We start from the raw sequence: 13,911 nt of genomic DNA, 5'->3' as shown, positions 1-13,911 counted from the left end.
ACCGCTTCACCAGTCTCCCAGATCAACAATCTGTGCGCAACAAGCCCGTACTCAGCTACACACAGTGATCATAAGAGGGGGATACTGAGGTGCAGGAGGACTTCCAGGGATCGCGCGAGCCACGCTTCTCGCACGCCCGGGACGGCGGTGCGACGCCCGCGCGCCCGTCCACGCCGGAGCGAGCCCCCGGAGAGACGCTCAAGGTCGAGTGGGGTGACGCCGAGATCACCGTCACCGGCTTCGAGCGGTTCATCCCGGACCAGTCCAGTGCCGGAGAGCGCTCCAAGGCGATCCGCGCGGGGCTGAACAACCCCTACACCGCCCTGTCCGAAGACGCCTGGCACGCGGTGGCACGGGCCGTGGTCCACCCCGAGGCGCTCGCGTCCCAGCTGCGCCAGCAGCAGTCCGGCGCGGCCGCGAGCATGCTCGTCGAGGAGCACGTCGACGGGGCGACGCTCAGGTCCGTGCACGCCCGGGTGTGGCTCACCGAGCTCTTCCCCGGACTGCAGCCCCGTACCGGCCAGGAGGACCATCCCACCCAAGACCCCGAGGTCATCGGGGTCGAGACCGAACAGGGGCCCCAGGCGGCGGTCCGCTATCGCTACCGCGACCGTGGTCACCTGCGTGATCACGTCCTGCAGACGATCGCGGCGACCCTGAAGCTCAACAGGTACGACGAGTCGATCCTGGCCCGGAGGGTGACCAGGGCGGTCATAGCCCACCCCGTGATCTTCGAGTTCGCGGACGGGAGCGAGCCGGTTCACGCCTTGGCCGTGCGCGACGGCATCACCCGGCTCGCCAGCGCCTGGAAGGTGCTCGCGGGCCCCGAGGCCGGCCACGAGGAGGTGGCGCGGGAGGCGGTGCGCCTGCTGTTCGCCGAGCGCCCGCAGCGCCGGGGGGCGGCCGAGCGCCCCTTGAGCCAGCGGCTGGCGCAGGGGAGGGAGGAGGCCCTGGCGGAGCTGCGGGGCGAGTTCCTCAAGGGCGTGGCCGGCGACCAGGTGTCGCTGAAGGCCATCCAGATCGCGCAGGCCTGTGTCCTGCCGGCCCAGATCGCGGTGGGCATAGCCGCGCACCACGGCGGAGCGCTCCGCGGTCCGGACCTGTTCGACGACGCGGTGCGCAGCATCCTGGCCTCCGTCCACGTCGAGTTCAAGGCCTGGGATCCCGCCGCGCAGAACGTCGAGGTCGGCACCAGGGCGCTCAAGCGCGTGGTCCAGGGCGGCGTCGGCGGCTGGCCAGGAGCGGAGCTGCAGGATCTCTACGATCTGGCGGTGGGCCGCAAGCGCCCGTCGGCCACGCCCGATGTCTTCCGCGACGACCGGATCCCGGGAACATCGCTGTGGCGGGCCGTGTACCTCGTTCACGCCCTGACCCGGCCCGGATTCTTCGCGGCGCTCAAGCACCACGCCAAGGAGATCAAGGGGGACAAGCGCATGGGCGTGCCCGGGTTCGCCGGGCTCCTGGGCCCCATGGTCGACCTGCCGTGGCGTGCCGCCAAGCAACGCGTGCTCAAGCAGGCCAGGAACGCCTGGGCCAACGGCGGAGTGCTCTGCCCCGACGTGCTGGAGCGCGAATGGGAGCCTCTGCCGACGGAGGACTTCACCACGCTCGTCGGCCCCGCGGCGGCAGGTGACGCCGACGCGCTCAACACGCTGGCGGTGGCCGGCGGAGTGGCGCTGATCGCCGACAAGTTGATCACCCGCAACGTCGGCTCGGCCGTCGGCGTCACGGTCCCCTTCCGTGCCGATGTCCACAAGGTCGTGGGTGGTCTGGCCGCAGCGGACAACGAGAAGGGGTTGTGGACCCTGGCGCTGGCGGCCAACCGCTTCGACGCCGGGCGTCTGCCGCTCAACGCCCTGACGGACAAGCAGTTCGAGAGGCGAACCGACGACTCGGCCTCCGGCGACCGCTACGAGGTGGTGGCCGTGGACCTGGCCGCGCCGGACCGCGTCAGCCGGGACGGCGCCAACGCGCCCGTGCTCCTGAGCCAGTACGAGGTCGTGTTCGTCTCGGATCCCGTACGCGCGGCCCTGGAGGAGGACCAGCGCAAGGCTTCGGACCCCGAGGCCGAGGCGCAGAAGTCGCTGCCGGAGCAGCTGGCGGACGAGCGCCGCTCGCTCGCCACCCGGCTGGACCTGGCCCGGCAGAGCCTGGACCGGCTGGTGGCGCTGGGGGCCGACGCGGGGACCTGGCACCCCATGGGGACCTACGAGGACTGGACGAAGCTCCACACCACGGCGATCGAGGTGCAGAACATCCTGTTCAACCATGCGCCGGAGGCGCCTGGGCAGGAGGACGAGGAGGCCTACGAGGACGCGAACGCGTACGAGGAGGACCACGACGACGAGGACGGCGACGGGTACTGAGCGGAACGACGGAGGGCCCGCACGGAAGGAAGTATTCCGTGCGGGCCCTCCGGCCGGGTCAGAGGCCTAGAACTCGTCGTCGAAGGCGACCGTGCCCTCGACCGCCACCTGGTACGCGGACGCGCGGCGCTCGAAGAAGTTGGTCAGCTCCTGGACGTTCTGCAGCTCCATGAAGGAGAAAGGGTTCTCCGAGCCGAAGACCGGCTTGAAGCCCAGGCGCTGGAGCCGCTGGTCGGCGACGCACTGCAGGTACTCGCGCATGGACTCGGTGTTCATGCCCGGCAGGCCCTCGCCGCACAGGTCGCGGCCGAACTGCAGCTCCGCCTCCACGGCCTCCTTCAGCATGTCGGTGACCTGCTGCTGGAGCTCGTCGTCGAAGAGGTCGGGCTCCTCCTGGCGGACCGTGTCCACGACCTCGAACGCGAAGTTCATGTGCATGGTCTCGTCGCGGAAGACCCAGTTGGTGCCGGTCGCCAGGCCGTGCAGCAGGCCGCGGCTGCGGAACCAGTACACGTAGGCGAAGGCGCCGTAGAAGAACAGGCCCTCGATGCAGGCGGCGAAGCAGATCAGGTTGAGCAGGAAGCGACGGCGGTCGGCCTTCGTCTCCAGCCGGTCGAGCTTCTCGACCTCGTTGATCCACTTGAAGCAGAACTGCGCCTTGTCACGGATGGAGGGGATGTTCTCCACGGCCGCGAACGCGGCGGAGCGCTCCTCCGGGTCGGGCAGGTAGGTGTCGAGCAGCGTCAAGTAGAACTGGACGTGCACGGCCTCCTCGAAGAGCTGCCGCGACAGGTACAGCCGCGCCTCGGGGGAGTTGATGTGCTTGTACAGCGTCAGCACGAGGTTGTTGGCCACGATCGAGTCGCCGGTCGCGAAGAACGCGACCAGGCGGCCGATCATGTGCTGCTCGCCCGGGGACAGCTTGGCGAGGTCGGCGACGTCCGAGTGGAGGTCGACCTCCTCGACGGTCCAGGTGTTCTTGATCGCGTCGCGGTAGCGGTCGTAGAAGTCCGGGTACCGCATGGGACGCAGGGTCAGCTCGAAGCCCGGGTCGAGCAGGTTCTTCTGGACGGGGGCGGTCACTGGCATGCCTCGCAGGACTCGGGGTTCTCAAGGGAGCAGGCGATGGCGTCCGCGTCGGGCGCGGCCTGCTGCACGGGGATGGTGGCGGGGGCCGCGGCACCGCCGGAGGCGGCGCGGGCGATGCGGGTCGCCGGGCGGGAGCGCAGGTAGTACGTCGTCTTGATGCCCTGCTTCCAGGCGTACGCGTACATCGAGCTGAGCTTGCCGATGGTGGGCGAGGCCATGAAGAGGTTCAGCGACTGGCTCTGGTCCAGGTACGGCGTACGGGCCGCGGCCATGTCGATCAGGGCGCGCTGCGGGATCTCCCAGGCGGTGCGGTAGAGGTCGCGCACCTCCTGCGGGATCCACTTCATGTCCTGGATCGAGCCGTTGGCGTCCGTCATGGCGTCGCGGGTCGTGCGGTCCCACACGCCGAGCTTCTTGAGGTCCTCCACCAGGTAGGTGTTGACCTGCAGGAACTCACCGGAGAGCGTCTCGCGCTTGAACAGGTTGGAGACCTGCGGCTCGATGCACTCGTAGACGCCCGCGATGGAGGCGATGGTGGCCGTCGGGGCGATCGCCAGCAGCAGCGAGTTGCGCATGCCGACCGCGGCGATGCGGGCGCGCAGCGCCTCCCAGCGGTCCTCCCACGCGGCGACGGCGTTGGGGTAGTGGTCCGGGTGCAGCACGCCGCGGGCGGTGCGGGTCGCGGACCAGGCCGGGTGCGGGCCGTGCCGCTCGGCGAGGTCGGCCGAGGCCTCGTACGCCGCGAGCATGATCCGCTCGGAGATCTTGGTGGACAGCGCCTTCGCCTCGGCCGAGTCGAAGGACAGGCGCAGGCGGAAGAAGACGTCCTGCAGACCCATCAGGCCCAGGCCCACCGGGCGCCAGCGGCTGTTGGAGTTGCCGGCCTGCTCGGTCGGGTAGAAGTTGATGTCCACGACGCGGTCGAGGAACGTCACGGCCGTACGGACCGTACGGTCGAGCTTCTCCCAGTCCATCTCGCCGTCGGCACCGAGGTGCTGCGCGAGGTTGACCGAGCCCAGGTTGCAGACCGCGGTCTCGCCGTCGTCGGTGACCTCGAGGATCTCGGTGCAGAGGTTCGAGGAGTGGACGACCTTGCCCTTTTCGGCCGTCTGGTTGGCGGTGCGGTTGGCGGCGTCCTTGAACGTCATCCAGCCGTTGCCGGTCTGCGCGAGGGTGCGCATCATGCGGGCGTACAGCACGCGGGCCGGGATCTGCTTGACGGCCTTGCCCTCGGCCTCGTACCGGCGGTACGCGGCGTCGAACTCGTCGCCGTAGAGGTCGACCAGGTCCGGCGTGTCGGCGGGGGAGAAGAGCGACCAGTCGGCGTCGGCCTCGACGCGACGCATGAACTCGTCCGGGATCCAGTGCGCGATGTTGAGGTTGTGGGTGCGGCGGGCCTCCTCACCGGTGTTGTCGCGGAGCTCCAGGAACTCCTCGATGTCGGCGTGCCACGTCTCGAGGTAGACGCAGGCCGCGCCCTTGCGGCGGCCGCCCTGGTTCACGGCGGCGACGGAGGCGTCGAGGGTGCGCAGGAACGGCACGATGCCGTTGGAGTGGCCGTTGGTGCCGCGGATCAGCGAGCCGCGGGAGCGGATGCGCGAGTACGACAGGCCGATGCCGCCCGCGTGCTTCGACAGGCGCGCCACCTGGTGGTAGCGGTCGTAGATCGAGTCCAGCTCGTCCAGCGGCGAGTCCAGCAGGTAGCAGGACGACATCTGCGGGTGGCGGGTGCCGGAGTTGAAGAGCGTGGGGGAGGACGGCAGGTAGGAGAGCGTGCTGGTGAGCGCGTAGAGCTCGGCGACGTCCTCCAGGGCCCGCACGGAGTGGTCCTCGGCCAGGCCGCAGGCCACGCGCAGCAGGAAGTGCTGCGGGGTCTCGATCACGTTGCGGGTGATCGGGTGGCGCAGCAGGTAGCGGCTGTGCAGGGTGCGGAGGCCGAAGTAGCCGAAGCGGTCGTCGGCGCCGTCGGACAGCGCGCCCTCGACCAGCGCGTCCAGGCGCTCGGCGTGCTCCTTGACGAACGCGGCGGTCTCGTCCGCGATCAGGCCCTCGCGGTGGCCGACGGCCACCGAGGCGGAGAAGGAGGTCGCACCCTCGCCGGCCGCCTCGTCGGCGATGGCGCGGGTGAGCAGCCGGGCGGCGAGGCGGGAGTACTCCGGCTCCTCGGCGATCAGGCCGGCGGCGGCCTCGGTGGCGAGGGAGCGCAGCTCTGCCTCGTCCGAGCCGGGGTGCCGGCCGCGCAGCGCGGCGGCGGCGACCTTGCCCGGGTCGGTGGCGGGCAGATCGGCGGTGAGATCGGTCAGGGTGCGCAGCAGCGCGGTCCCGGGGCCGCCGGTCGCTTCCGCGTTCGCTGAGACCGGATCTGCGGGCGCGATGGTCACGTGTGGCTCTCCCTCGCTCGGCTGGGTGGGCCGGGCGGGAGCGCGCGACGGTCGCGTACGCGGACATGCCGAATGCACCGGGGCATGCCTCGTAGGCGTCCGTCGGCCCAACCCGCGGGGCCCGGACGAATTCAACGCCTAAAGCCGAGCCCATGGCAGGACTCGGTGGTGGGCGTGCTGGCGGCAGGTCCTCGGACTACAGGTGCGCTGGGTATATGCGCACACATACACCGTTGCGGGACAGTTCCGGACTTTCACCGGATTCCCCTGCGACGTCAGCGAGGACGAGCATACATCTAGTGCCGCCCCTCGTACGCGCCCCCACATGTTGTGTCGTCGCGTCATGACGCGGTCGCGGAATGTGCTAACGGACGGGCCGCGCAAGGGCTCCACAAGGTTACGGAAGCGCATGCGAAAGGGCCGCCACGCCCCCTGGACGGGGGTGTGGCGGCCCTGGGTGCCGGGGTGGGTCCGGCGGGCCCTTCAGGGCGCGGTCAGTGGCCGCCAGGGGCCCCCGCCGTGGCCGGGGGGAGCTCCGCCGCGACGCCCGGGTCGCCGGCGTCGGCGGTGTAGTCCGACGGCTTCGTCCGGTCGATCCCGTCGGGAGCCTTGACCGCCTTCAGGATGACGGTCGCCACGATGACGACGATCACATTGAGGGCGAACGCGGTGAGGCCGATGTAGCCCTTCTCCCCGATGAGGGGGATGAGGTTGGTGTTCCCGAAGTGGGACTGGGTGGCGCTCGGCGTGGCGTACGCCCGCCAGGTCCCGTACCCCATGCCGGCCGCCCAGCCGGCCAGCAGCGCCCAGCGGTGGAACCAGCGGGTGAAGAGCCCGCCGACGAGCGCCGGGACCGTCTGCAGGATCCAGATGCCGCCGAGCAGCTGGAAGTTGATGGCGACCGTTTTGTCCATGGTGAGGACGAAAACGAGCGCTCCGACCTTGACGAGCAGGGAGGCGAGCTTGGACACCTTCGCCTCGTGTTCGGGCGAGGCGTCCGGCTTGAGGAAGTCCTTGTAGATGTTCCGGGTGAACAGATTTGCGGCGGCGATCGACATGATGGCCGCCGGGACGAGCGCCCCGATGCCGATCGCGGCGAAGGCCACGCCCGTGAACCAGTCCGGGAACATGTCCTCGAACAGCTGCGGGATCGCCAGCTGGCCGTTCTTGACCTTCACCCCGGCGGCCAGCGCCATGAAGCCCAGCATCGCCAGCAGGCCCAGCATCAGGGAGTAGAGGGGAAGGATGGTGGTGTTGCGGCGGATGACGTTGCGGCCCTTGCTGGAGAGCACCGCCGTCACCGAGTGGGGATAGAGGAACAGCGCCATCGCCGAACCCAGCGCGAGCGTCGCGTACGACCACTGCGCCTGCGGGCCGGTGACGAGCGCGCCGCGCGGCTTGCCCGTTGCCGGGTTTTCGGCAGCGAACGCGTGACCGGCCTTGGCGAAGATGTCGTCGAAGCCGCCGAGCCTGATCGGGATGTAGATGATCGCCACGATGATGACGATGTAGACCAGTGCGTCCTTGACGAAGGCGATCATCGCCGGCGCCCGCAGGCCCGAGGAGTAGGTGTAGGCCGCGAGCACGCCGAAGGCGATCAGCAGCGGCAGGTCCTTGACGAACCAGTTGGTGCCCTCGCCGCCGCCGACGCCCAGCACGTCGAGGACGGCCTGTATGCCGACCAGCTGCAGGGCGATGTACGGCATGGTGGCGAGGATGCCGGTCAGCGCGAGCGCCAGGGACAGGCCCCGGGAGCCGAACCGGCCCCGGACGAAGTCCGACGAGGTCACGTACCCGTGCTTGTGCGACACCGACCACAGGCGCGGCAGGAAGGTGAAGACCAGCGGGTAGCAGAGGATGGTGTAGGGCACCGCGAAGAAGCCCGCCGCGCCGCCCGCGTAGATGGCCGCCGGGACGGCGACGAAGGTGTAGGCGGTGTAGAGGTCGCCGCCGAGCAGGAACCAGGTGACCCAGGTGCCGAACGAGCGGCCGCCCAGTCCCCATTCGTCGAGGTTGTTGGCGTTCTCCGCCCGCCGCCACTTCGACGCCATGAAGCCCATGACGGTCACGGCGAGGAAGAAGAACACGAACACGGCGAGTGCCACGCCGTTCACGCCGTCCTTCACCGGACCTCACCGCCCCGGTGCTTCCGCTCGTGGCGGCGGACGATGACGTAGGCGACGACGGTGAGCATCGTCGAGATGAGGACCCACAGCATCTGGTACCAGTAGAAGAACGGGACGCCGGCGAGGGCGGGCGTGAGCCGGGAATAGGAGCCGACCCACAGCATCGCCGCGAAGGGTACGGCCAGGCACACCCCGGCGACGATCAACGGCACGGTGACGACCGGCCTTCTCGATCCCTTTGCGGGCTGCTCCGGTGGTTCCGACATCGGTGGCTCCGTCCCCTGTGCGATCACATGCGTAATGTCGGGGAAATCTAAGGGAGGCCGCCTCCGGACGTCACCCCCTATCCGCATATCGGAATGGCAACGCCCCGACGGTTCGTCAGAAACCCTTGTGGGAACCCCTGCTGTGGGCGCAACGGGCGCATCAATAGGAAGTAAAGAGTCCACTTGACGCTTGGGGCGTATGTGGGCGTAGTCACGGTGGTGATGTGCGGAGTGTGCGCCCCAAGTGCCCAACCGCGAGCCCTATTTGATGAAATATTTACCTGTCATCGAAGGGTAACGTGCAGGTAAAGTAATGGTCTCGTCCGCCGTGCAGGATTGACTGCACGACGGCCGGCGCAGCCATGCACTGGCGCGCTCACACCCGTAATGCTGACTTGAACACACCGCGCCCCCAACGGGAACCCACGGGGCGCAGGAGGCAGGCCAACATGAAGTCGCTCATCGACAACGCCCGATCGTTCGCAACCCACGTGGCCGAGAACGCCGAGAGCTTCCGCGCTTTCGAAGCCGGCCAGTCGCCGGAGACCCTGTTCATCACATGCTCCGACTCGCGCGTGGTGCCGTCCCTCATCACCGGCGCGCAACCAGGCGAACTCTTCGAGCTCCGTACCGCGGGCAACATCGTCCCCGAGTACCGCAGCGACCACCCCTCCGGTGAGACCGCCACCATCGAGTACGCGGTCCGCGTGCTGGGCGTCCGCGACATCATCGTCTGCGGACACTCCCACTGCGGCGCCGTGAGCGCCGTCGTCCGGGGCGACGACCTCTCCTCCGCACCCGCCGTCCAGGGCTGGCTCGACCGCGCCGTGCCCGCGGACGCGAACACCCGGACCGCCCCCGCGGACTCCCCCGACATGGCCGCGGCCGTACAGGCCCACGCCGTCACCCAGCTCCAGACCCTGCGGGACTACCCCTGCGTCCGCGAGCGCCTCGAGGAAGGGCTGCTCACCCTGCACGCCTGGTACTACGAGGTGCACACCGGCTCGGTCACCGTGCACCGGCCCGAGAACGGCCACGGGCCGTTCGGACCTCTGTGAACCACCCGGCCGCACCACCCGAGGGGCCCTCACCCATGTTCTCCGTCAAGAAACCGGCCGTCCTGCGCCAGGACGCGCTCGCCTCGCTCGTCGTCTTCCTCGTGGCCCTGCCGTTGTGCGTCGGCGTGGCCGTGGCATCCGGGGTACCGGCCGAACTCGGCCTGATCACGGGCATAGTCGGCGGCCTCGTCGTCGGCGCCATGCCCGGCAGCACCTTCCAGGTCAGCGGCCCCGCCGCAGGCCTGACGGTGCTGGTGTTCGAGGCCGTCCGCGAGTTCGGCCTCGGCATGCTCGGCGCCATCGTCCTGGTCACCGGACTGCTCCAACTCGCCCTGGGCGCGCTGCGCTTCGGCAGGTGGTTCCGGGCGATCTCCGTCGCCGTCGTCCACGGCATGCTCGCCGGCATCGGACTCGTCCTGCTCTTCGGCCAGCTCTACACCATGGCCGGTGTCAAGCAGCCGCGGTCGGGCGTGGAGAAGATAGCGGGCGTCCCCGGGCTCGCCGTGGACATCGTCACCGACGGCGACGCCCTGACCGCCTTCGCGGTCGGCGCGGCGACCATCGCGGTGCTGGTCCTGTGGAAGAAGCTCCCGGGCAAGGCCCAGCTGGTGCCCGCGCCGCTGGTCGCCGTCGCGCTCGCCACGGCCGTCACCGCCGCGGGCGGCCTGGACATCGCCAACGTCGAGGTCAAGGGACTGCTGGACGCCATCCAGCCGCCCGGACTGAACGACCTCACCTCGCTCGCCAGCGTCGCCGTGCTCGGCACGGTCCTCGCCTTCACCCTCATCGCCTCGGCCGAATCCCTGTTCAGCGCGGCCGCCGTGGACCGGATGCACGACGGCCCGCGCACCCACTACGACAAGGAACTGCTCGCCCAGGGCGTGGGCAACACGGTGTGCGGCGTGCTCGGCGCCCTGCCGATGACGGCCGTCATCGTCCGCAGCGCGGCCAACGTCCAGGCGGGCGCGAGGACCCCGCTCTCCCGGGTGCTGCACGGCGCGTGGCTGCTGCTGTTCGCCGTGCTGCTGCCCGCGGCGATCGGCATCATCCCGCTCGCCGCGCTGGCGGGCGTGCTGGTGCACGCCGGCTGCAAGCTGGTCCCGGTGAAGGAGATCGTCCCGCTGTGGCGCGACCACCGGGGCGAGGCGGTGATCCTCGCGGTCACGGCCGTCGCCATCGTGACGACCAGCATGTTCGAGGGCGTGGTGCTCGGGCTCCTGCTGGCGGTGGTGAAGTCGGCGTGGGAGACCTCGAAGGTCAACCTCGAGGTCCGCGAGGACGACGGCCGGATGACGGTGACCCTCACCGGCAACGCCACGTTCCTGCGGCTGCCCCGCATCCTGGAGACCCTGGAGGCGCTCCCGCAGGACCGGCCCATCGAGCTCGACCTGTCCCCCCTGCGCCACGTGGACCACGCGTGCCGCACGGCCCTGGAGACCTGGGCCGCCCGTCACAACGACGCGGACACCGAACCGGTGCGGCTGCGGCACGACCGGCTGACCACCGTGGCCTAGCCGGCCCCGCCTGACGACGACGGCCGCACCCGGCAACCCCGGGTGCGGCCGTTTCGTACGTCCGGCCCCGGCCGGCCCGTCGGCGGACGGTCAGCGGGCGCCCTGGCCCCGGTTGAGGGCCATGACCACGACCGACCCCACGATCACCAGCCGTTCCGTCAGCGCGTCGAGCTGCCGGCGCTGCTCCGGCGGCAGGTGCCAGTCCTCCCACCACACGGCCTCCTCCTGCGAACAGGGGCCCGACCACTCCTCCTCCCACGCCCGCCCGAGCTGGGCCGAGAGGGGGGCCACCGAGCGGGCCAGGCCGCTGTAGGCGCCGATCACCGCGAGCATGGGGCTGCCCGGCAGCCAGTCCCGCCAGGTCGCCAGCAGCTCGTCGGCGAGGTGGGCCACGTCCTCCAGCCACAGCACGTGCTGGGACACCCAGCCCTGGGCCTGGGGGCAGGCGGGCATGCCCGGCAGCAGACGTTGTTCCAGCTGCTCACGACGGGTGAGGAACTCCTGGGCGAGGCCCAGTTCGTAGTCGGACGGAATCCAGGAACCCTCGGTCAGGGCGATGGCGGCGGCCTCGACCGCATCGACAGCTTGGCTCATCCCGCCACCGTACGTGACCCCTGGTCAGCGGGGGTGCCAGGGCCTTCAATCCGCCCGGGACCAGGGCCCGATCCGCAGGCCGACGCCGTCAGTCCGCCGGCCGCCGCAGCCTTGCCACACTGTGCTGTTCCGGGGGCAACCCCCGGACCCCCGGCCGGGCCTGGCTCCGGCCGTCTCAGTCCGCCGGCCGCCGCAGCCTCGCCACGAACTTGTAGCGGTCCCCCCGGTACACCGAGCGCACCCATTCGACCGGGTTGCCCTGTGCGTCCAGTGAGTGGCGGGAGAGCATCAGCATCGGCAGGCCCACGTCCGTACCGAGCAGACCGGCCTCGCGGGGGGTGGCCAGGGAGGTCTCGATGGTCTCCTCCGCCTCGGCCAGGCGGACGTCGTAGACCTCGGCCAGGGCGGTGTAGAGCGAGGTGTACTTCGCCAGGCTCCGGCGCAGGGCGGGGAAGCGCTTCGCCGACAGGTGGGTGGTCTCGATCGCCATCGGCTCGCCGCTGGCCAGCCGCAGCCGCTCGATGCGCAGGACGCGCCCGCCCGTCGCGATGTCGAGGAGCCCGGCGAGCCGGTCGTCGGCGGTGACGTAGCCGATGTCCAGCAGCTGGGAGGTGGGCTCGAGGCCCTGGGCCCGCATGTCCTCCGTGTAGGAGGTGAGTTGCAGTGCCTGGGAGACCTTGGGTTTGGCGACGAACGTCCCCTTGCCCTGGATGCGTTCCAGGCGGCCCTCGACGACCAGCTCCTGCAGGGCCTGGCGCACCGTGGTGCGCGAGGTGTCGAACTCGGCCGCCAGCGTCCGCTCCGGGGGCACCGGAGTGCCGGGAGGCATGGTTTCGGTCATTTCCAGCAAGTGCCGTTTGAGCCGGTAATACTTGGGCACGCGCGCGGTCCGCGCCCCGCCCGCGGCGCCGCCGCTCTCCGTACCGCCCTCGGTCGCCATGGCGTGCCTTCCCGACTCCGATGATCCTGCTGCCGTCACCGGCTCCTCCGTCTATAGCGGTCACATGGTGGCACGGGCCGAGCCCGAGGGGCCCGGAGATACCCGGGTCGACCTCGAGGTGTCGGTCCGGTAACGGAGCCGACAGCGACTCTTATACACCCTTGACACCCCAAAAGGTCTAGGCCAAGCTGCGGGCACTGGTCTAAACCATTAAAGACCACATTCGGTCCTTGAGGAGAGTGCTGTGAAGCGAGGGCTCATAGCGGCGACGGGTGTCGCGGCCATGCTGGTGAGTGTTGCTGCCTGTGGGTCCAGCGACAGTGACAAGGAATCCGGCGACGGCGGTTCCGGGGCCAAGAGTCTGACCGTCTGGTTCATGGATGGCTCGAATCCGCCCGGTTGGACGAAGGCCGTCCAGGCCGAGTTCGAACAGAAGACCGGGGCCAAGCTCAACATCCAGATCCAGAAGTGGGACGGCATCCAGCAGAAGCTCACCACCGCCCTCTCCGAGTCCAGCCCGCCGGACGTCGTCGAGATCGGCAACACCCAGACGCCCTCCTACGCCCAGACCGGCGGCCTCGCCGAGCTCGAGGACCTGAAGAAGGAGATCGGCGGGGACTGGACCGAGTCCCTGAACAAGCCGGCCGTCTTCGAGGGCAAGCAGTACGCCGCCCCCTGGTACGCGGCCAACCGCGTGGTCATCTACAACAAGAAGATCTGGGCGGACGCGGGCATCAAGGACACCCCCAAGACCCGGGACGAGTTCTTCAAGGACCTCGAGGCCATTCAGAGCAAGGGCGACGCCGAGCCGCTCTACCTGCCCGGCCAGAACTGGTACTTCTTCGACGGCCTGACCATCGGCACCGGTGCCGACCTGGTGAAGAAGGACGGCAAGAAGTGGGTCTCCAACCTGGCCGACCCCAAGGTCGCCAAGGCCATGGAGACCTACAAGAAGTACCAGTCCTTCTCCAAGGCCCCCAAGGACAAGGACGAGGCCACCCCGCAGCAGGCCGACGTCTTCGCCAAGGGGAAGACCGGCGCGTTCATCGGCATGGGCTGGGAGGCCAACACCGCGATCAAGGCGAACCCGGAGATCGAGAAGGACCTGGGCTACTTCACCATCCCCGGCGAGAGCGCGGGCAAGCCCGAGGGCGTCTTCCTCGGCGGCTCCAACCTCGCCGTCTCCGAGGGCAGCAAGAAGAAGGACCTCGCCAAGGAGTTCCTGAAGATCGCGCTGTCCGACAAGCACGAGGGCGCGCTGGCCAAGGAGGTCGGCTCGATCCCCAACAAGGACTCGCTGCTCGGCAACCTCAAGGGCCAGGCCGCCGCCGAGGCCGCGGCCCCCGCCGCCAAGGGCGGCGGCACCACCCCGCTGATCGCCGAGTGGGCCGCGGTGGAGAACGCCCCCAACCCGGTCAAGGCGTACATGACGGCCGTTCTGAACGGCAAGTCGCCCGAAGAGGCCGCCAAGCAGGTCGAGGCCGACATGAACAAGCGCCTCGGCCAGAAGCAGTGACCTCGGCCGAGTGAGCCCGGCCGAGTGAGCTCGACCGGCCGGGGGCGCGTGGTGATCACCA

General features: G+C 69.7%; 10 protein-coding genes and 1 riboswitch. Of the genes, 4 read left to right on the top strand and 6 right to left on the bottom strand.

Features of this window, described 5'->3' with window-relative positions; genetic code table 11:
• The first annotated feature begins 89 nt into the window (after positions 1 to 89).
• Complete coding sequence (locus IE295_RS10830) at positions 90 to 2,366, top strand: hypothetical protein (RefSeq protein ID WP_190063338.1); 2,277 nt, start codon at positions 90 to 92, stop codon at positions 2,364 to 2,366.
• 66 nt (positions 2,367 to 2,432) lie between these two features.
• On the opposite strand, the gene IE295_RS10825 is transcribed toward IE295_RS10830, so the two are convergent.
• The 4 genes from IE295_RS10825 to IE295_RS10810 all read right to left on the bottom strand — a co-directional run bounded on the left by IE295_RS10825 (position 2,433) and on the right by IE295_RS10810 (position 8,228).
• Positions 2,433 to 3,455 carry a ribonucleotide-diphosphate reductase subunit beta gene (locus IE295_RS10825; RefSeq protein WP_190063337.1) on the bottom strand — a complete coding sequence of 341 codons (1,023 nt, stop codon included), beginning with the start codon at positions 3,453 to 3,455 and terminating at the stop codon, positions 2,433 to 2,435.
• Positions 3,446 to 5,836 (bottom strand): ribonucleoside-diphosphate reductase subunit alpha, encoded by a 2,391-nt coding sequence (locus IE295_RS10820; protein WP_190063336.1) that lies wholly within the window; start codon positions 5,834 to 5,836, stop codon positions 3,446 to 3,448. The genes IE295_RS10825 and IE295_RS10820 overlap by 10 nt, the downstream gene beginning before the upstream one ends.
• 165 nt (positions 5,837 to 6,001) lie before the next feature.
• Positions 6,002 to 6,132, bottom strand: a riboswitch (cobalamin riboswitch).
• A 198-nt stretch (positions 6,133 to 6,330) separates the two neighbouring features.
• Positions 6,331 to 7,962, bottom strand: coding sequence for a monocarboxylate uptake permease MctP (mctP, locus tag IE295_RS10815; RefSeq protein ID WP_190063335.1), 1,632 nt, complete (start codon positions 7,960 to 7,962; stop codon positions 6,331 to 6,333).
• Positions 7,959 to 8,228 (bottom strand): DUF3311 domain-containing protein, encoded by a 270-nt coding sequence (locus IE295_RS10810; protein ID WP_190063334.1) that lies wholly within the window; start codon positions 8,226 to 8,228, stop codon positions 7,959 to 7,961. Before IE295_RS10810 ends, mctP begins: the two co-directional genes overlap by 4 nt.
• A 449-nt stretch (positions 8,229 to 8,677) precedes the next feature.
• Between IE295_RS10810 and IE295_RS10805 the strand changes: the two genes are divergently transcribed.
• Together IE295_RS10805 and IE295_RS10800 are read left to right on the top strand one after the other, a co-directional pair.
• Positions 8,678 to 9,286, top strand: a complete 609-nt coding sequence (locus tag IE295_RS10805) for a carbonic anhydrase (RefSeq protein WP_190063333.1) — start codon at positions 8,678 to 8,680, stop codon at positions 9,284 to 9,286.
• A 35-nt stretch (positions 9,287 to 9,321) separates the two neighbouring features.
• Positions 9,322 to 10,800, top strand: a complete 1,479-nt coding sequence (locus tag IE295_RS10800; protein WP_190063332.1) for a SulP family inorganic anion transporter — start codon at positions 9,322 to 9,324, stop codon at positions 10,798 to 10,800.
• 90 nt (positions 10,801 to 10,890) lie between these two features.
• Here the strand turns inward: IE295_RS10800 and IE295_RS10795 are convergent, their stop codons facing one another.
• Both IE295_RS10795 and IE295_RS10790 read right to left on the bottom strand, forming a co-directional pair.
• On the bottom strand, positions 10,891 to 11,394 hold the full coding sequence (locus tag IE295_RS10795; protein WP_190063331.1) for a hypothetical protein: 504 nt from the start codon (positions 11,392 to 11,394) through the stop codon (positions 10,891 to 10,893).
• Between the two features lie 175 nt (positions 11,395 to 11,569).
• Positions 11,570 to 12,334, bottom strand: coding sequence for a GntR family transcriptional regulator (locus tag IE295_RS10790; protein WP_190063330.1), 765 nt, complete (start codon positions 12,332 to 12,334; stop codon positions 11,570 to 11,572).
• Positions 12,335 to 12,578: 244 nt separating this feature from the next.
• Here IE295_RS10790 and IE295_RS10785 point away from each other — a divergent pair, with 244 nt between their 5' ends.
• Complete coding sequence (locus tag IE295_RS10785) at positions 12,579 to 13,850, top strand: extracellular solute-binding protein (protein ID WP_190063329.1); 1,272 nt, start codon at positions 12,579 to 12,581, stop codon at positions 13,848 to 13,850.
• The last annotated feature ends 61 nt before the right edge of the window (positions 13,851 to 13,911 follow it).

This window comes from Streptomyces griseocarneus (assembly GCF_014655595.1).
GTDB classification, from domain to species: Bacteria; Actinomycetota; Actinomycetes; order Streptomycetales; family Streptomycetaceae; genus Streptomyces; species Streptomyces griseocarneus.
The sequence above is the reverse complement of the archived record's forward strand: the minus strand, read 5'-3'. Positions and strand labels throughout refer to the sequence as shown.

Excerpts from the sequence above, each read along its gene's own strand:
- IE295_RS10825 (WP_190063337.1), bottom strand. The coding sequence starts at position 3,455 with ATGCCAGTGACCGCCCCCGTCCAGAAGAACCTGCTCGACCCGGGCTTC.
- IE295_RS10810 (WP_190063334.1), bottom strand. The coding sequence starts at position 8,228 with ATGTCGGAACCACCGGAGCAGCCCGCAAAGGGATCGAGAAGGCCGGTC.
- IE295_RS10805 (WP_190063333.1), top strand. The coding sequence starts at position 8,678 with ATGAAGTCGCTCATCGACAACGCCCGATCGTTCGCAACCCACGTGGCC.
- IE295_RS10800 (WP_190063332.1), top strand. The coding sequence starts at position 9,322 with ATGTTCTCCGTCAAGAAACCGGCCGTCCTGCGCCAGGACGCGCTCGCC.
- IE295_RS10795 (WP_190063331.1), bottom strand. The coding sequence starts at position 11,394 with ATGAGCCAAGCTGTCGATGCGGTCGAGGCCGCCGCCATCGCCCTGACC.
- IE295_RS10790 (WP_190063330.1), bottom strand. The coding sequence starts at position 12,334 with ATGGCGACCGAGGGCGGTACGGAGAGCGGCGGCGCCGCGGGCGGGGCG.